Below are 17,383 nucleotides of genomic sequence, written 5' to 3'. Positions count from 1 at the left end.
CGGGCCGCTCAGGGCGGGGTCGAGCCCCCCGCGCCGGTCGTCGTGTCCGGCCCGAACCCGAGCCGCGCCCAGAGCTCGGCGACCGCGCGCCGCGCGGCGTCACTGGCCTGCGGGCCGAGCTCACGCTCGAGCCCGACGACCGTGCGCACCAGGGCCAGACGTTGGTCGACGTCGGCGCGCCCGGCCCCGGACCCCACCGGGGTTCCGGGCCCGACGTCCGCCGCCGCGCGGTCGGCCCGGTCGCGGGTCGGGCGACCCGTGACGACGGTCTGCAGGGTGTCGACCAACCGGTCGAGCACCTGACGCACCACCTCCGCGGAGAAACCCCCGAGCAGCGCGAGCAGGGGCGGCGCGAACGCGGCGGCCGTCAGGCCGTCCTGGGTCGGATTCGCGTCGGTGACCGGGATGACGGTCGCGAGCAGACCACCGGACACCAGGCCGAGCACGAACCGGGTCCAGTACTCGGGCTGGGTGCTGGGGTCGAACGTGCGGGTCTTGACGAACCGGTTCGCGGTCGACAGGGCGTAGAACGCGCCACCGAGCGCGCTCGAGGCCAGCAGGACCACGATGTTGACCGTCTCCGAGCCCGTCCCCGAGAAGTCGGTCTTCTGGATCAGGACCAGCAGCACGACGAGTCCGGCGACCGCGACCCCCATCATCTGCCGGACCAGTTGGATCTGCCCGAGGTAGGGGAACACGTCGTTGTCACGGCGGTACTTCGCGAACCGCAGGGACTGCGGCGTGGCCGGCCGCACCAGCGGCGTCAGGGCGGCGTGCGCCCGCACGATGTGCTGCACGTCGGTCTCGGGGATCTCCGCCACGAGTGCGGTGCGCGCCTCGTAGCTGAGGTTGCGTCGCCGCCACTGCGAGACCAGCCGTTCGGCGATCCGAGCCGCCTCGACGGTGTCGGCGGCCGGCACGTGGCCGGTGTCGGCGGCTCGCTCGGTCATGGCGACGACCTCCATCGCGAGCCGGACGACCACGCTGCGCGGTTGGGCGTTGTCCGAGGCGTTCCACCGGAAGAGCTTGGTCCCGGCGATCTGGGTCGCGACGTAGGTGGCGGTCGTGCCGAGGGCGAGGCTCAGCCAGATCCAGCCCTCGGGCTTCGCGACCGACCGGGTCACCTCGAGGACGGCCAGGGCGGTCGCCACGCCGGGCGCGAGCACCGCGGCGACGAAGGGGATCCGCTTGTCGAGCCGCCGGTTCCGGCCGCGGTCGTCGCGGGGTGGGCGGGGCCCGGGGGACGGCGGGAAGCGACGCACCTCCGGTGGTGCCGCGACGTCCGTGGCCATGATGCGCCTTCCGTAGCCCGATGCAACGATCGTCCGAGCCGGTCGGCGGTCAGGTCAACGGCGTTGCCCCAAGGCGCATCGGGTTCAGACCCGATCGAGCACGGCCTCACGCAGCACGTCGAGGGGGAGCCCGCCGAGTTCGAGCGTGTCCTGGTGGAAGCGCGTGAGGTCGAACCGCTCGCCGGCGTCCGCCCGGGCGTCGGCGCGCAGTTGCAGCCACAGCCGTTCACCCAGCTTGTACGTGGGTGCCTGACCGGGCCAGCCGAAGTACCGCAGGATCTCGAAGGTCCGGTTGCCGAGGTCCCACGCGCTGTGGGCCGCGAAGAACTCCATGGCGTTCCCGAACGTCCACGCCTCACCGGGCCGGGCCGAGTTCGCGGGCATGGGCAGCTCGCAGTGCACCCCGATGTCGATGAGCACCCGGGCCGCGCGCATCGCCTGGGCGTCGAGCATGCCGAGTCGGTCGGCGGGGTCGTCGAGGTACCCCAGTTCGGCCATGAGCCGTTCGGCGTAGAGGGCCCAGCCCTCCGCGTGGCCGGAGCACCCGGACATCAGCCGGCGCCAACGGTTCAGCGTCGCGCGGGCGTACACGGCGGTGCCGATCTGCAGGTGGTGACCGGGAACGCCCTCGTGGTAGATCGTCGTGAGTTCCTGCCACGTGGAGAAGGTCTCCAGGCCCGCCGGCACCGACCACCACATGCGTCCCGGACGGCTGAAGTCGTCACTCGGGCCGGTGTAGTACACCCCGCCCGACTGGGTCGGCGCGATCAGACATTCCAACTGCCGCAGGGGTTCCGGGATGTCGAAGTGGGAGCCGCCGAGCGCCTCGACGGCGCGGTCGGAGCGTTCCTGCATCCAGCCGCGCAGCGTGTCGACCCCGTGCAGCTGCCGACCGGGGTCGGCGTCGAGCTCGGCCATGACCTCCTTGACGGTGCGTCCGGGCGAGATCCGCGCGGCGACCTCGGCCTGGTCGCGGGTCAGCCGCGCCAGTTCCTCCTGGCCCCAGGCGTAGGTCTCGTCGAGGTCGACGTCGGCGCCGAGGTGGCGGCGCAGGTGCACCGCGTACCGCTCACGCCCGAACGGGTCACGTTCCCGGGCGAGTGGGAGCAGTTCGCGACGCAGGAAGTCCTGGAGGCCCGCGTAGGCGCCGCTGGCGAGCCGCGCCCCGTGCCGGAGGTCGGGCGCGACCGCCTCGGGTCCGCGGTCGGCCAGCCCGGCGAAGAAGCCCTCGGGTCCGATGTTCGACGCGATGCGGGTCGCGGCCTCCTCGACCTGTCGCCGGGCCGGGGTCTGGCCGCGGGCGGCCGCGAGCCGCAGGGACGCCGCGTACCCGTCCAGGGCCGCCGGGAGCGCCGCCATGCGACGCGCGATCGTCGCCCAGTCGCCGTCGGACGCCGTGGGCATCATGTCGAAGACCAGCCGCAGGCTCTCCTGCGGCGACTCGAGGATGTCGAGGTCGCAGAGGTCGTCACCGAGGTCGCGGATCGCCTCCTCGGTCTGCAGGTCGTAGCGCAGCGCCGCGACCGTGATGCGGTCCTGACGATCGGCGGGGACGGCGGCGTCCAGCTGGCGCAGCGTGTCGCGCCGCAGGTCGGAAGCGGCCTGCAGGCCGTCGGGGGACAGGTCCGGCAGGGCGTCGTGGGCGCCGTCGACGCCGATGTACGTGGCGAGAGCGGGGTTCAGCGCGACGGACCGGTCGACGAAGGTGTCGGCCAGTCGGTCGACGTCGGTCGTGGGACGGGGTGCGGACGTCACGGTCGCCGAGCGTAGGACGGCCCGGGTCCGGGCGCGTCGGCACCCGGGAACTGTCGGTGCGCCCGGTTGGCGTCCACGCTGTGATGCACCCCAGGTTGGTCGCGTTCCTCGCGCGGCCCTCGGTCGGCGCGGCCCTCACGGCCGTCGTCTTCGTCCTGGGGTTCCTCGCGTCCGTGTCCACGGACTGGACCCGCTGGCTGTACGGCGGCCTCGCCCTGCTCGCCACCGTCGCCGCCTACCTCACGAACCTCGCGGTCCAACAGCGCGAGCGCGACCAGGTGCTCTCCGCGGAGGAACTCGCCGAGAGCGTCCGGCGCCGGGTCAACGTCGCGGTGAGTTCGGCGCTGAACCCGCTGCTGCGCATCGTCGCCCAGGTGCACGAGGAACCCGACGACGTCGAGCGGCACGCCTTCCGGCGGGGCGCCGTGCTCGCGGCGCTCGCGGGTGTCGCCACGTCGATCGGGCCGCCGAGCCTGACCCGGGCCTGCTACTTCGAGCTCGACCTGGACCCGAGTGGCGTGCCGCGCCGGCTGAGCTTCGTCGCGGCGAGCGGCCGGGCCGACGAACCGCACACCGTGTTCGAGGGCGGCACCCGCGCCGGGGACGCGGCGCTGCAGATGATCCACGACGACGTCACGGTCTTCTGCCGTGACACCGCGCAGGACGCGCCGCCCGGGTGGACCGACCACCCCCACCGCTACCGGACCTTCACGGCCGTTCCGGTCCGCGGCGACCGGGAGGTCTTCGGCATGCTCACCGTCGACTGCCCGCACCCCGGGGACCTGGTCCGCGATCGGGACGAGCCGCTGATCGTCCTGTTCGCCCGCGTCCTCGCGGCGTCACAAGCGCGTCGGGCGCCGTCGTGACGGGTACGGTGAGGCCGAACGCGGCCGACGACAGCGGAGGAGGCGTGGTGCCCGACTACTACCTCGACCCCGACCCCAAGCCGGATCCGCAGGTCCAGGCGATGCTCGCCGATCCCGAGGCCTACTTCGCCCGGGCCCAGGCCGAGGCCCGCACCGAGGCCAAGCAGTACGTCCGCCGCGAGGTCGAGCGCCGTACCGCCCAGAGGGAAGCTGAACGGCGTGCCGCGCGCCGCCCCAGGGGGTGGCGGCGGCTGTTCCGCACCGCGTGACGGCTCAGACGGCCTCGAGCGTCACCACGATGTTGTCGCGGGTGGCCTTGCTGTAGGGGCAGAACTGGTGCGCGAGCTCGAGCAGCTCCTCGGCCTTCTCCTTCTCGACACCGGGGATCGAGGCCTTGAGCGCGACCGCGATGCCGAACCCGCCGTCCTCGGTGGCGCCGAAGGTGACCTCGGCCGTGACCGTCGAGTCCGACGTGTCGATGCCCTGGGTCTTGGCCCGGTTGGCGAGCGCCCCCTGGAAGCAGGCGGCGTAGCCCGCGGCGAACAGCGTCTCGGGGTTGGCCTTCGGCTCGCCGCCGGCACCCGGCATCGCCGTGTCGAGGTCGATGACCCCGTCGGCGCTCTTGACGTGGCCGTTGCGGCCACCCTTCGCGCTGGCGGACGTCGTGTACTTGGGGTCGGTGACCTTGATGATGGACATGGCCTCGACGTTACCGAGCGCGTCCGCGCCGCGGCTTCGACTGGAGCGCAGCCCACACCAGCGGCAGCTGCAGGGGCAGGCGCGCCCACGCCACCACCTTGCTGTCCGCCGCCCCGCGGTACGTGCCGTGCCCCGCGTCGAGGGCCATCTGCAGGTTGCCCGGCCACACCCCCAGCAGCAGGGCCGCACCGGCCCGCCCGGCCCACGGCTGCGCGGTGAGCAGACCGACTCCGACCACCGCCTCGACGACCGCGCTGCCCTTGACCCAGGGGTCCGGCGGGCCGAGCCACGGCGGGACCATCGGCCGGAAGAACCCCGGCCGGGTCACGTGCAGCACCGACGACGCCGTCAACGCCGCCCCCACCGCGTACGGCGCGACCGTGCGCACCCGCTCCGCCACGTCCGCTCGCCGCACCACCCGGTGAGTGTCCCCCGCGGGAGGGTGCGGCGCTCGGGGGAGGAGCTCAGACGGCGTCCAGGCGGACCACGACGACCGAGAGCGGCGCGGGTGGCAGGCCGGGCAGGCCGACCTCCGTCAGGGCCGCGCCGCTCAGGTCGACCTCTGGCGGCGACCACGCGGGCCACGGCGCGGGGTCGACCCGGGTGACCCGGTAGCGGCGCGCCGGGTCCAGCCCGGGGATGCGGAACGCCGGCGGCTCGTGCGTCAGCTCGTCGAGCTGTACGTGGGCGACGACGCCGGTCCCGCGGTCGGCCGCGACGACGCCGTGCACCCAGACGTCGTCGTCGGCGGAGTCCAGCCGGACGACCGTTCCCGTGTGCAACAGTGCGCGCTGCGCCTTGTACAGCTCGATCCACCGCCCCAGCTGGGCCAGTTCGTCCTCGGTGGCGGCGGTGATGTCCCACTCGATGCCGAAGTGACCGAACAGGGCGGTGCCGGCCCGGAAGTCCAACGGCAGCGTGCGGTGGGTCTGGTGCGAGGTGTTCGCCGCGACGTGCGCGCCCAGGTACTCGGGCGCCACGAGCTGGGCGGTCCACCGCTGGATGGCCTGCCGGGCCAGGGCGTCGTTCTGGTCCGACGTCCAGACCCGCTCGACCCGCTCGAGCACGCCGAGGTCGATGCGGCCGCCGCCCGAGGCGCAGCTCTCCCACTCGACCTCGGGGAACCGGCGGCGGAACTCGTCGAGCAGGCGGTAGTACGCCGCGGTCTGCTCGTGCACGGCCGGGCGGCCGTCCACCCGTGAGGACCCGCCCTCGGGGATGTCCCGGTTGTGGTCCCACTTGACGTAGTCGACGTCGTTGTCGCGCAGGACGGTCGAGATGCTCTCGAGCACGTGCTCGAAGGCGCCGGGGTGGGTGAGGTCGAGGACCTGCTGGTGACGCTCCTCGTGCGGCAGCCGGCCGCCGCTCGCGAGGATCCCCTCGGGGTGGGCGCGGTAGAGGTCGGAGTCGGGGTTGACCATCTCGGCCTCGATCCAGAGCCCGAACTGCAGGCCGAGCCCGTGGACCGCCTCGACGAGCGGGGTCAGGCCGTCGGGCCACACGTCGGGGGACACGGTCCAGTCACCGAGGCCCGCGAGGTCGTGGCGGCGGCCGCCGAACCAGCCGTCGTCCAGCACGTAGCGCTCGACCCCGATGCGCGCCGCCCGCTGGGCGAGGTCCACGAGGGTCGGGAGGTCGTGGTCGAAGTAGACGGCCTCCCAGACGTTGAGCGTGACCGGGCGGTCGGTCGAGGGGTGCGCCGGGAGGGCACGTTCGAAGGCGTGGAACCGGCCGGCGAGTGCGTCGAGGCCGTCCGTCGCGGCGCCGAGGTAGACCCACGGCGTCGTGTACGACTCGCCGGTGCCGAGGACGATCTCGCCCGGCAGCAGCAGTTCGCCGCCGCCGAGGGTGGTCACGGTGCGCGAGGTCTTGCCCAGCGGCACACGCTCGAGCCGGTGCACGGTGTCACCGCTCCACCCGACGTGGACGCCCCACACCTCGCCGTGGCGGAAGCCGAAGGCGTCGGTGCCCGCGACCAGCACGGTGGCGGCGTCGAAGCCGGTCTTGCCGCGTCGACCCTCGCGCAGCCAGAGGCCGTCGGTGATCCGGTGCCGCTGCGGGGTGCGTTCACGCGCCCAGCGCCCGGTGAAGTCGAGGGCCTCGGTCACGTGGTCGGGCAGCAGCACCACGACGTCGAGGTGGTCGACGACGTAGCCCGGGGCGCCGGTGTTGGTGAGCGTGTGCCGGGTCCGGAGCAGGCCGCCGGCGGTCGCCTCGATCTCGGTGCGCAGCGCGAGTCCGGCCTCCGTGTCGGACGCCTCGATCGTTGCACCCTGCTGCGATGCCGTGAGCGCGTCGGTGGTGAACCCGGTCGACCACGCGCCCGGTCGGTCGTCGCCGCGGTGACCGGCGAGGCCCGGCCGACCCCAGAAGTTGCGGGCCGGTTCGGGCAGCAGCGAGGTCATGGCGGGATCGAAGCGGTCCCGGCCGTCCTGCGGGGGGAGTGGCACCAGCGCGGCGACGTCGGCCGCGGTGAGCGCCGGGTCGACCACGCCGACCCACGCCACCGCCGGCAGCCGGTCGGGGTACTCGACCAGCACCAGGCCGGTCCCGCCCGGTGCCCCGATGAGATGGGCGCTCACGCCGTCAGCTCCTCGAACGCGACGCCGAGCAACGCCCGGCGGGCCCAGAACTGGTGGCCGGGCAGCACGCCCGGCCCGCACGCCGCGGTGCCGATGCCGTTCTGGCCGACGTCGAGGTTGACGTACACCCGGTCGCGCGGGCGCAACTCGACCGCGTGCCGCGCGGCGTCGAGGTCCTCGCTCGTCCAGCGCCGCACGGTGAGGTCGAACCCGCCGGTCAGCTGCAGCCGGGTCGTCGCACCCTGCAACGTCGCCGACTCCACGCCGGTGCGGGTGCCGTTCTCCTGCGGGAAGACGTACGGGGTCTGCAGATCGTCGACCGACGAGCTCCACGCACCGAAGCGCACCGCCGACCGGGTGTCGGGATACGCCTCGCCCGGGCCGTCGCCGCGCCAGGTGACGGTGTCGACGTCACCGGGCAGCGACATCCGCAGCCCGAGGCGGGGCAGCACGCACGGCCACACGCCCCACGGCTCGAACTCGGCGAACAGCTGCAGCGCGTCGCCCTGGGCCGACCAGCGGTAGGTCGTCGTGTAGCCGAGGTCGGCGGCCGCGGGTGCGCTGCGGACCACGACGGTGAACGCGTCGTCGGTGCGCGCGGTGGAGAGCACGCGGTGTCGCAGCCGGTCGAGGCCCGCGGCGCGCCACTGGGTCTCCACCGACACGCCGTGCTCGCCGTGGTCGTTGTCGGTCGGCGCCCGCCAGAGGTCGAGCTGGGGACCCTCGACCTCGACCGACCCGATGCGCACGAGCCGGCCGGACGCGTCGAACCACGACGGGTCCGGCGCGGTGAACGGCGTCGTGGGTCGGTCGGCGGTCCAGCCGTACCGGGCGGCCGGACGCCCCTGGCCGTGTGCCACCTCGTGCCCGGCGGGGACCAGGGCCGTGGCCTCGCGGGTCAGCGCCCGCACGGTGACGATGTCGGAGTCGCCGACGTCCGGCAGCGTCTGGCTCACCGTGGCGTGGGGCAGCACGACCGGCAGGTCGAGCTCGTAGGCGTCGCCGTCGACCCCGACGGTCACCTCGAACCGCAGGTCGTCGAGCCCGGTGTGGTCGCGGCGGTTGAAGACGGTGACCGTTGCACCCTGCACCGTGATCTGCAGCGGGCCGGCCGCGGCGGCGTACTCGAGCGCGCCGGGCGACGGCGTGCGGTCGGGGAACACCAGGCCGTCACAGATGAAGTCGCCGTCGTGGAGTGGCTCGCCCATGTCGCCGCCGTAGGCCCAGAACGAGCCGGAGCCGTCGGCGAGCGGGGCGGCGATGGCCTGGTCGATCCACTCCCAGACGAACCCGCCGGAGACGCGCGGGTGGGCGTCGATCAGCTGCTGGTACTCGACGACGCCGCCGGGGCCGTTGCCCATGGCGTGCACGTACTCGCAGAGTACGAACGGGATCGTGCGACGGTGGCCGTCGAGCGTCGGGTCGGTCGTCACCGGCTCGAGCCCCTGGCCGACCGCGTTGACCTCGTCGGGCGTGGCGTACATGCGGCTGTAGACGTCGACGTAGCCCGAGTCCCAGTCGCCCTCGTAGTGCACCGGCCGGGAGGAGTCGCGGGCGTGGACCTGGTCGGCCATGGCGGCGAGGTTGCCGCCGACACCGCTCTCGTTGCCGAGCGACCACATGACCACAGAGGCGTGGTTCTTGTCGCGCTCCAGCGTGCGGTCCATGCGGTCGAGGTAGGCGGCGGTCCAGCGAGGATCGTCGGAGGGGTTGCCGCGCCAGTTGGCGAAGATGAAGCCGTGCGTCTCGAGGTCGCACTCCAGGACCACGTAGAGACCGTGCTCGTCGCACAGGTCGAGGAAGTCCGGGTGCGGGGGGTAGTGCGAGGTGCGGACGGCGTTGACGCCGAGCCGCTTCATGAGCCGGACGTCCTCGAGCATGACGTCGGCGGGAACGGCCCGGCCGGTCCACGGCGACCACTCGTGCCGGTTGACGCCGCGGAACGTGACGGGGGCGCCGTTGACGCGGAACACGCCGTCGGTCGTCGTCACGGTGCGGAACCCGATCCGCAGCGACACGGTCTCGGTGTCGGTGGCGACCGTTGCGTCGTACAACCGTGGCGTCTCCGCCGTCCACGGTTCGACCTCGAGCTCGTAGGTGCCGGCGGCGTCGACCGCGTCGAGCCCGAGTTCGGGCACCGACAGGCGGGCTCCCGGGGTGGTCTCCACCCGCAGGGTGCCGGACGCGTCGGCGTGCACGAACACGTCGTCGATCCCGCCGGCGGGGCGGGCGAGCAGGGTGACCGAGCGGAAGATCCCGCTCACCCACCACATGTCCTGGTCCTCGAGGTAGCTCGCGGCCGACCACTGGTGCACCCGCACGGCGACCACGTTGCGGCCCGGGCGCAGCAGGGACCCGACCGCGAACTCGGTCTGCAGCCGGGAACCGGTCCACCACCCGACCTCGGTGCCGTTGACCCACAGCGTGGCGTGGGAGTCGACGCCGTCGAAGCGCAGCCGCGCGTCGCCCTCGGGCCACCCGGCCGGCAGGTCGAAGGCGAGGACGTGGTCGCCGGTGGGGTTCTCGTCCGGCACGTGGGGCGGGTCGACCGGGAACGGGTAGCGCACGTTCGTGTACGCCGGCCGCCCCCACGCGGCGTCCGGAGTCAGGGCGTCCTCGCCCTGGAACTGCCAGTGCCCCGGCACCGCGATCTCGTCCCACCCGTCGGCCACGCCCGGGTCGTCGAGGAAGTCGCGGGGCGCGTCAGCGGTGGGGGACAGGCGGAACCGCCACGTCCCGTCCAGCGACACGGACGGCGCGTCGGACCGCAGGCGGGCACGGGCGGGCGCAGCGCCCTCGGACGGGGCGAAGCTGTCGAGCACAGAACTCCTCTGACGAAAGTTGATCAAGACGTTTCTGTCGCTCACGCTCGGCGTGTCACGGCGAAAACGTCTTGATCAACTCGATGGGTGGTGTGCGGGGGCGTGGTGGCTCAGCCCTTGTTGGCGCCGAGGGTGAGGCCCGCGACGAACTGCCGCTGCAGGGCGGCGTAGATGAGCAGGGTCGGGATGACGGTGAGGACCGCGCCCGCGGCGATGAGGCCGTAGTCGGACAGGTACTGACCCTTCAGGGCGTTGATACCCGTGGTGATCGGGAGTCGGTCACCGTTCTGGATGAACAACAGGGCCCAGAAGAAGTCGTTGTAGATGAAGATCGTCTCGAGCGTGGCCAGCGCCGCGATGGCGGGCCGGCACAGCGGCATGACGATCGACCAGTACTGGCGGAACACCCCGGCGCCGTCGACCATCGCGGCCTCGGTCAGCTCGATCGGCAGCGCCCGCATGTAGTTGCTCATGACGAACGTGCAGAAGCCGAGCTGGAACGCGACGTTGACGATGATGATGCTGTAGTAGGTGTTCAGCAGCGATCCGGAGTCACTGACCGTGTACGGCAGGTGGATGGCCTTGAACAGCTGGAACAGCGGAGTGGCCAGCACCTGGGGCGGCAGCATGTTGCCCGCCGTGAACATGATCAACAGCGTGACGTTGAACTTCCAGCTGTAGCGCGAGACCGCGAAGGCCATGAGCGAGGCCAGGAACAACGTCAGCAGCACCGCGGGGATCGTGATGTAGGCGGAGTTGACGAAGTACTTCGCCAGCGTGCCCTGGGTCCACGCCCGGGAGTAGTTGTCGAGGGTGAAACCGCCCCAGCTGAAGTAGCCCTTGGCCTTGGTGACGTCGGAGCTGCGCAGGGAGGTGTAGACCGCCCACAGCAGCGGGACGAGCCACATGACGGCCATGACGGTCAGGAACACGTAGACCGCGCCGAACTTCTGCCGCGGACCACCCTCCCGGCTCTTGCCCACGGGGGTGTCGGCGGATCCGCCCAGTGCACCGCTCTCGGCCTTGCTCATCGCCGTGGTCATGCCGTCTTCTCCTTGCCGAACACCCGCGTGAGGTACGCGGTGATGGGGATCAGCGACACCACGAGCAGGATCACGGCGATCGCCGATCCCACCCCGATGTCGAGGCCTTCACCCTTGAGGTTCTGGATCACCAGCACCGAGAGCAGTTCCAACCCGTTGCGGCCGCCGTTGAGGACGTACACCAGGTCGAAGGCCCGCAGGGCCTCGATGATCGTGATGACGACGACCACGATGTTGATCGGGCGCATCGCGGGGAACACGACCCGGAAGAACGTTTGGGTCGCGGTGGCGCCGTCGATCGCCGCGGCCTCCCGCAGCGACGGGTCGACGCCCTTCAGACCGGCTAGGTACAAGATCATGATGTAGCCGGCGTGCTTCCAGGTCGCGGCGATGAGCGCGGCCCAGATGTTGACGTGGGTGTCGCCGATCCAGTCGATAGCGTGGGGGCCGTCGGCGATCCCCAGGACGTTGTTGATGAACCCGTTCTCCCGGGCGTACATCAGCTGCCAGATGATGCCGACCAGGGCCAGCGAGAGCATGACCGGGATGAAGAACACCGTCTGGTAGATCCGGCTGCCCTTGATCTTCTGGTCGAGCAGCACGGCGAGCAGCAGGCCGAGCGGGGTGGCGATGATCGACAGGAACAGCAGCCACAGCACGTTGTGCCAGACCGCCGGCCAGAACTGCGGGTAGTCGTTGACGACGTAGTTGTAGTTGGACCAGCCGGCACTGCGGATGCCGGACAGGTCGATGCCGTCCCACTTGGTGAACGACAACCCGATGGAGCCGACCGCGGGCAGCCAGACGAGCACCAGCTCGACCAGGGTCGGGATCCCGACCATCACCGACAGCACGACGACGTCGGCGCGGGACAGACGGTGGACCTTGCGTTGACGCGCAGGCTTCAGCTGGATCGGCTCCGGGGTCTCCGGTACCGAGCTCCGGCTGGTGTTCTCGACGGCGGTCACGGCCGGCTCCTGTCGGGTTTCAGCTCTCGGACGCGAACAGCTGCTTGGCCTGCGACTCGACCCCGGCGGTGTCGAAGTTGCCGGTCGAGTAGAAGTTCTGCAGCGCCGGGATCATGACGTTGCTGGCGAAGGCCGGCAGCGAGTCGCGGTCGAGGAACTGGGTGATGTTCTTGGCCTGGCCGATGACCTCCGCCGACTTCTTCTGCAGGGCCGAGTAGTTGTCGGTCGGGACCTTCTTGTTGCCCGCGACGTTGCTCGGGTCCTTCGCGGCGTAGAGCTGCTCCGCCTCGGCCGAGCCGAGGTAGGCCATGAGCTTCATGGCGGTCTTGTTGGAGCCGCCCTTCTTGGTCACCATGAAGCCGTCGATCGGCGCCTCGATGGCGTCCTGGCCCCACTGCGAGTCAACCTCCGGGAACAGGAAGAAGTCGTAGTCGTCGGCGTTGTCGAACTGCTGGGCGACGAACGAGCCGAGCAGGTACATGCCGGCCTTCTCCTGCACGACGGTGAGCGCGGCGTCCTGCCACGTGCGGCCGAGGGCACCGGTGGCGTGGTACGGCAGCAGCTGCTTCCAGTTGTCGAAGACGGCCTTGACCTTGTCGGAGTCCCAGCTCTCCTTGTGGGCCATGAGGTCGACGTGGAACTGGTAGCCGTTGGTGCGCAGGTTCAGGTAGTCGAAGGTGCCCATCGCGGGCCAGCCGTCGCTGTCGCCGAACGCGATCGGGGTGATGCCGTCGGCCTTCATCTGCTTGCAGAGGGCCAGCAGGTCGTCGAAGGTCGTGGGGACCTCGTAGCCCTTGGCCGCCCACACCGACTTCTTGTAGAAGACGGCCCAGGGGTAGTTGTAGTTCGGGACGAAGTACTTCTTGCCGTCGTCACCGGTCGAGGCCTGCGCGAACGCGTCGCTGAAGTCGCCGCCGAAGCTCTCCCACGCCTCGTCGACCGGGGCGACGAGGCCCTTCTTGGCGTAGTAGCGCATGCGGTAGCCCGCGAACCAGGTGAAGGTGTCGTCGGGGCTGCCGTTGAGGTAGTTGTTGATGTTCTCCTGGAAGTCGTTGTGGCTGACGGTGTTGATCTTCACCGTGCTGCCCGAGTTCGCCTTCTGGAAGCCGTCGACCATCGCCTGGATGCCGGCCTTGGGCTTCTCGTCCGACGCGCCGGAGCCCATCGTCGTGCTCCCGCTGCCGTTGTCCCCGCCGCCACTGCTGGAGGCACCGGTGCAGGCCGCCAGCAGCGGCACGGCGCCGAGGCCCGCGACCCCCGCCGCTGCGCCCTTGAGCAGGGTGCGGCGGGAGAGGCCGGTGGGAAGATCAGTGGTCATCGTTGCCCCCTGGTAGATGTCTCAGTCGTCTCGCCCGGTCCGGTGACCTGGGTCGCTTTCCGACAGAACCGATCAGTATTCAGCAGGATCGGACGTCGCGCGTCAAGGCTTGTGGCCGCACTCGGGGTAACGATTACGGCACACAGGCGTCGACAACCGGACATCCCGGGTACACGTGTCGGTGCCTGTGCGGCCGATCGGTGAGGTCCGTGAGGCGAGCGTGAGTCAGTCGGTCGGGTGGGCGCCCGGCCCGGGCACCGCGGTGAACCAGGACGGAGCCCGGAAACCCTCGTCCGCGAACGCGTCCGTGACGCTGCGGGCGGCCGCATCCACCTGGCCCGCGGGGAGCAGGGCGATGACACACCCGCCGAACCCGCCGCCGGTCATCCGCGCCCCCGCCGCACCGGCGTCGAGCAGCGCCTCCTGGGCCACGTCGAGTTCGGGGACGGTGACCCGGAAGTCGTCGCGGAGCGAGACGTGCGAGGCCGTGAGCAGGTCGCCGATGCCCCACAGGTCGCCGCGCTCGAGCCGGGCGACGGTCTCCACCACCCGCCGGTTCTCGGTGACGACGTGGCGGACCGCCCGCCGCTGGTCGTCGTCGTCGAGCCGCGACAGGGTGTCGTCGAGGGTCGCCGGGTCGACCTCGCGCAGGGACGCGAGCCCGAGGGTGCGGGCCGCGGCCTCGCAGGTCGCGCGCCGGTCGGCGTAGGCGCCGTCGGTGAGCCGGTGCGGCGCCTTGGTGTCGAGCACGAGGACGGCAGCGCCCGCCGCGGCGACGTCGAGCGGCACCGGCCGGGTCGACAGGTCCGCGAAGTCCGCCAGCAGCGCCGCGCCGGGCTCGCACAGCAGCGACGCCATCTGGTCGAGTCCGCCGTTGGGCAGCCCCACGTAGTCGTTCTCGGCCTGCCGACTGACCAGGAGCAACTGGTCGCGGTCCAGGCCCAGACCGAGGGCGTCGGACACCGCGGCGGCCACGCTGCACTCCAGGGCCGCGGACGACGACAGGCCGGCGCCGGGCGGGACGTCGCCGTCGACGTGGATGCGCAACGCGGGGATCGCGTCGAGGTGCCCCTGTTCGCGCATCGACCAGAGAACCCCGAGGGGATAGGAGGTCCAGCCGTCGGCACGGGACGGGTCGACGTCGGAGATCGCGACCGTGACGGGGTCGGCCTCCTGCGCGGAGCTCAGGTGGACGTCGTTGCTGTCTGCAACGGTCTCGACGGTGGCGACGCACCCCTGCGGGATGGCGAACGGCAGACACAGGCCGTGGTTGTAGTCGGTGTGCTCGCCGATGAGGTTGACCCGTCCCGGCGCGAACCAGCGCGCGGAACTCACGCCGTCGCCTGGGTGAACGCCCACGCGTCGGCGACCATCGCCTGCAGGTCGCGCTCGGGGTGCCAGCCGAGGACGTCGGCCGCGCGGGCGTTGGAGGCGACGAGCACGGCCGGGTCGCCCGCTCGGCGGTCGTGGTCGACGGTCGGCAGCGCGTGACCCGTCACCGCGCGCACGGTCTCGACCACCTCCAGCACCGAGTTCCCCGAGCCGGACCCGAGGTTGACCACCTGGTGGCGCCCGGCCACGGCGGCGTCCAGGGCGGCGAGGTGGGCCCGGCCGAGGTCGACGACGTGGATGTAGTCGCGGACGCAGGTGCCGTCCGGGGTCGGGTAGTCGCGGCCGTAGACGGCGAGGTCCTCGCGGGCGCCGGTCGCGACCTGCAGGGCGATCGGGATGAGGTGGGTCTCGGTGGTGTGGCGTTCGCCGAACCACCGGCCGTCCTGCTGCAGGGCGCCGGCGACGTTGAAGTACCGCAGGCTCACCGCGGCCAGGCCGAAGGCGGGCGCGTAGCTGCCGAGCGCGAGGTCGACCGCGAGCTTGCTGGCGCCGTAGGGGTTGGTGGGCGCGGTCGGGGCGGTCTCGGGGATCGGCACGAGCTCCGGCTCGCCGTAGGTCGCGGCGGTCGAGGAGAAGACGATGGTCGGCACCGCGTGCAGCCGCATCGCGTCGAGCAGCGCGAGGGTGCCCTCGACGTTGGTGTGGAAGTAGCGGTCGGGGTGCTCGGTCGACTCGCCGACCAGTGACTTGGCGGCGAAGTGCAGCACCGCGTCGACCGGCGGGCCGTCGTCCCGACCCAGCTCGGCCAGCACCTGCGCGGCCTCGGTCACCGGCGCCTGGACCAGGCGGGCGCCCGGGGCGACGGAGTCGGCGTGACCGGTCGACAGGTCGTCCAGCACGACCACCTCGTGGCCCGCGGCGAGGCACTGGGCCCCGACGACGCTCCCGATGTAGCCCGCTCCGCCCACGATCAACAGCCGCATGGCCGTCATCCTCGCACCGGGCGTCGTTCCAACGAAATCCAACACAGTCGACCAGGCGGCCACGCGGGGTCGGACGCGGAGGCGCACCGTCGCGGGCTTCCTGGCACCATCACCGGTGTGACGACGCACGCGCCCGCGCCACGCGTGCCCGTCGCCGCGGTCGACCAGACCGTCATCGGGGTCGTCATCGGTGTCCCCGAGCCCCACGCGTCCGTGCTGTCGTGGTGGCGCCGGCAGGTCGGCGACCCGCAGGCGGAACTGGTCTGGCCGCACGTCACCCTCGTCCCGCCCACGGTCGTTCTCCGTGACCGGCTCGGTGCCGTGGTCGACCACCTCGCGGCCGCGGCGGCCGCCGCGGCCCCGTTCGTCATGCACCTGTCGGGCACCGGCACGTTCCGGCCGATCTCACCCGTGGTCTTCGTCCAGGTCGCCGCCGGGCTCGGGTCCTGCGAGCTGCTCGAGCGCGCCGTGCGCGGTGGGCCGGTCACCCGCGACCTCGACTTCCCGTACCACCCGCACGTCACCGTGGCCCACGGCGTCGCCGACGCCGACCTCGACCGCGCCTACGACGCCCTCGCGGGCTTCGCGGCGCGCTTCCCGGTGTCGTCGTTCCAGCTGTTCGAACGCGGCGACGACGGCGGGTGGGGCCAGCTGGCCGAGTTCGAGCTGACCGGCGGGGTCTGAGACCGGCCGTCCGGGTCCCGCGCGGGTGGGTAACACCGACGCGTGGACAAGCTCAAGGCCCGGTTCGCCGAACTCCGGAAGCGCTACCCGTGGCTGGACCACGTCATCCGGGCCTACGGGCAGTACTCGGCCAACCAGGGTGACCACCAGGCGGCCGCGATCACCTTCTTCAGCTTCCTGTCGATCTTCCCGATCCTGCTGCTGGCGGTGTCGGTGCTCGGGTACGTCCTGGTCGGCAACGACGACCTGCGCGACTCCGTCATCCGGTCCATCACCGAGAACGTCCCCGGCAACTTCATCACGGAGGACACGCTCAACACCGTCATCAACGCGCGCGGCGGCACGGGCGTGGTCGGCCTCGTCACCCTGGCGCTGACCGGCACCAGCTGGGTCGACAACATCCGGTCGGCGATGGAGTCGGTCTGGGGACGCGAGCCGAGCAAGCGCAGCTTCCTCGCCACCAAGGGCGGCGACCTCGGCGTGCTGGTGATCCTCGGGATCACCCTGGCCGTGTCGTTCGCGATCACCGGGCTCGGCACGACGCTGACCGGGTTGATCCTCTCGCCGATCGGCCTCGACGACACCGGGTGGGCCGCGGCCGTCGCCCTGGTCCTCGGCGTGCTGCTCGCGATCGCGTGGGACACCGCCGCGTTCAGCGTCGTGCTGCAGCGCCTCCCGCGCGTCGAGGTCAGTCGCCGGTCGGCGCTCCAGGGTTCGCTGCTCGCCGCGGTCGGGTTCGAGATCATCAAGATCGGGGGGTCGTACTACCTCGGCTCGCTGTCCGGGAACCCGGCGGTCGTCGGATTCGGCGCGCCGGTCGGCCTGCTGATCCTCATCAACCTGCTCTCGCGCTACCTGCTGTTCTGCGCGGCGTGGACCTCGACGTTCGACCGCGAGATGCAGTTGGCCGCCGTCCCGGCCGACGCCGGGGTCGACACCGACGCGGGGCCCTCGACCCCCATCGCGCTGCGCCCGGACGGCCCGTCACCGGCGGCTGTCGGGGCGGGGCTGGTGGGCGCCGGCGCCGCGCTCGGCGCCG

Annotated in this window: 15 protein-coding genes; 4 read left to right on the top strand and 11 right to left on the bottom strand. The window is 71.9% G+C overall.

Annotation, left to right across the window (positions count from 1 at the left end; genetic code table 11):
• Positions 1 to 8: 8 nt before the first annotated feature.
• Positions 9 to 1,292 (bottom strand): hypothetical protein, encoded by a 1,284-nt coding sequence (locus ACXR2U_RS18405; protein ID WP_458826531.1) that lies wholly within the window; start codon positions 1,290 to 1,292, stop codon positions 9 to 11.
• 84 nt (positions 1,293 to 1,376) lie between these two features.
• A complete protein-coding gene (locus tag ACXR2U_RS18400; protein WP_458826530.1) occupies positions 1,377 to 3,047 on the bottom strand; it encodes a DUF885 domain-containing protein in 1,671 nt (556 codons plus the stop codon).
• An 80-nt stretch (positions 3,048 to 3,127) separates the two neighbouring features.
• Here ACXR2U_RS18400 and ACXR2U_RS18395 point away from each other — a divergent pair, with 80 nt between their 5' ends.
• Positions 3,128 to 3,913, top strand: a complete 786-nt coding sequence (locus ACXR2U_RS18395) for a GAF domain-containing protein (protein ID WP_458826529.1) — start codon at positions 3,128 to 3,130, stop codon at positions 3,911 to 3,913.
• Positions 3,914 to 3,960: 47 nt separating this feature from the next.
• Entirely contained in the window at positions 3,961 to 4,182 is a 222-nt protein-coding gene (locus ACXR2U_RS18390; RefSeq protein ID WP_458826528.1) for a hypothetical protein, read from the top strand.
• Positions 4,183 to 4,186: 4 nt separating this feature from the next.
• Here ACXR2U_RS18390 and ACXR2U_RS18385 read toward each other — a convergent pair whose 3' ends face one another.
• The 9 genes from ACXR2U_RS18385 to galE all read right to left on the bottom strand — a co-directional run bounded on the left by ACXR2U_RS18385 (position 4,187) and on the right by galE (position 15,660).
• Positions 4,187 to 4,612, bottom strand: a complete 426-nt coding sequence (locus tag ACXR2U_RS18385) for an Ohr family peroxiredoxin (RefSeq protein ID WP_458826527.1) — start codon at positions 4,610 to 4,612, stop codon at positions 4,187 to 4,189.
• Positions 4,613 to 4,622: 10 nt separating this feature from the next.
• On the bottom strand, positions 4,623 to 5,030 hold the full coding sequence (locus ACXR2U_RS18380) for a DoxX family protein (protein ID WP_458826526.1): 408 nt from the start codon (positions 5,028 to 5,030) through the stop codon (positions 4,623 to 4,625).
• Between the two features lie 46 nt (positions 5,031 to 5,076).
• Positions 5,077 to 7,194 carry an alpha-galactosidase gene (locus ACXR2U_RS18375; RefSeq protein WP_458826525.1) on the bottom strand — a complete coding sequence of 706 codons (2,118 nt, stop codon included), beginning with the start codon at positions 7,192 to 7,194 and terminating at the stop codon, positions 5,077 to 5,079.
• The gene (locus ACXR2U_RS18370) at positions 7,191 to 10,016 is read right to left on the bottom strand and encodes a glycoside hydrolase family 2 TIM barrel-domain containing protein (RefSeq protein ID WP_458826524.1); all 2,826 of its coding nucleotides are present in this window, start codon (positions 10,014 to 10,016) and stop codon (positions 7,191 to 7,193) included. The genes ACXR2U_RS18375 and ACXR2U_RS18370 overlap by 4 nt, the downstream gene beginning before the upstream one ends.
• Positions 10,017 to 10,126: 110 nt before the next feature.
• Positions 10,127 to 11,059: a carbohydrate ABC transporter permease gene (locus ACXR2U_RS18365; RefSeq protein ID WP_458826523.1), complete on the bottom strand. Its 933-nt coding sequence runs from the start codon at positions 11,057 to 11,059 to the stop codon at positions 10,127 to 10,129.
• A complete protein-coding gene (locus ACXR2U_RS18360) occupies positions 11,056 to 12,027 on the bottom strand; it encodes a carbohydrate ABC transporter permease (protein ID WP_458826522.1) in 972 nt (323 codons plus the stop codon). Before ACXR2U_RS18360 ends, ACXR2U_RS18365 begins: the two co-directional genes overlap by 4 nt.
• Before the next feature lie 19 nt (positions 12,028 to 12,046).
• Positions 12,047 to 13,345, bottom strand: coding sequence for an ABC transporter substrate-binding protein (locus ACXR2U_RS18355; protein ID WP_458826521.1), 1,299 nt, complete (start codon positions 13,343 to 13,345; stop codon positions 12,047 to 12,049).
• Between the two features lie 225 nt (positions 13,346 to 13,570).
• Positions 13,571 to 14,680, bottom strand: a complete 1,110-nt coding sequence (gene galK / locus ACXR2U_RS18350) for a galactokinase (RefSeq protein WP_458826520.1) — start codon at positions 14,678 to 14,680, stop codon at positions 13,571 to 13,573.
• Complete coding sequence (gene galE, locus ACXR2U_RS18345) at positions 14,677 to 15,660, bottom strand: UDP-glucose 4-epimerase GalE (RefSeq protein WP_458826519.1); 984 nt, start codon at positions 15,658 to 15,660, stop codon at positions 14,677 to 14,679. The genes galK and galE overlap by 4 nt, the downstream gene beginning before the upstream one ends.
• A 117-nt stretch (positions 15,661 to 15,777) precedes the next feature.
• Here galE and ACXR2U_RS18340 point away from each other — a divergent pair, with 117 nt between their 5' ends.
• Together ACXR2U_RS18340 and ACXR2U_RS18335 are read left to right on the top strand one after the other, a co-directional pair.
• Positions 15,778 to 16,344 carry a 2'-5' RNA ligase family protein gene (locus ACXR2U_RS18340; RefSeq protein ID WP_458826518.1) on the top strand — a complete coding sequence of 189 codons (567 nt, stop codon included), beginning with the start codon at positions 15,778 to 15,780 and terminating at the stop codon, positions 16,342 to 16,344.
• 42 nt (positions 16,345 to 16,386) lie between these two features.
• Positions 16,387 to 17,383 (top strand): YihY/virulence factor BrkB family protein (locus tag ACXR2U_RS18335; RefSeq protein ID WP_458826517.1); only part of this gene is annotated, 997 nt, incomplete at its 3' end.

The sequence above is a fragment of the Jatrophihabitans sp. YIM 134969 genome (assembly GCF_054456675.1).
Note: the sequence above shows the minus strand (reverse complement) of the source record. Positions and strands in the feature narration are given on the sequence as shown.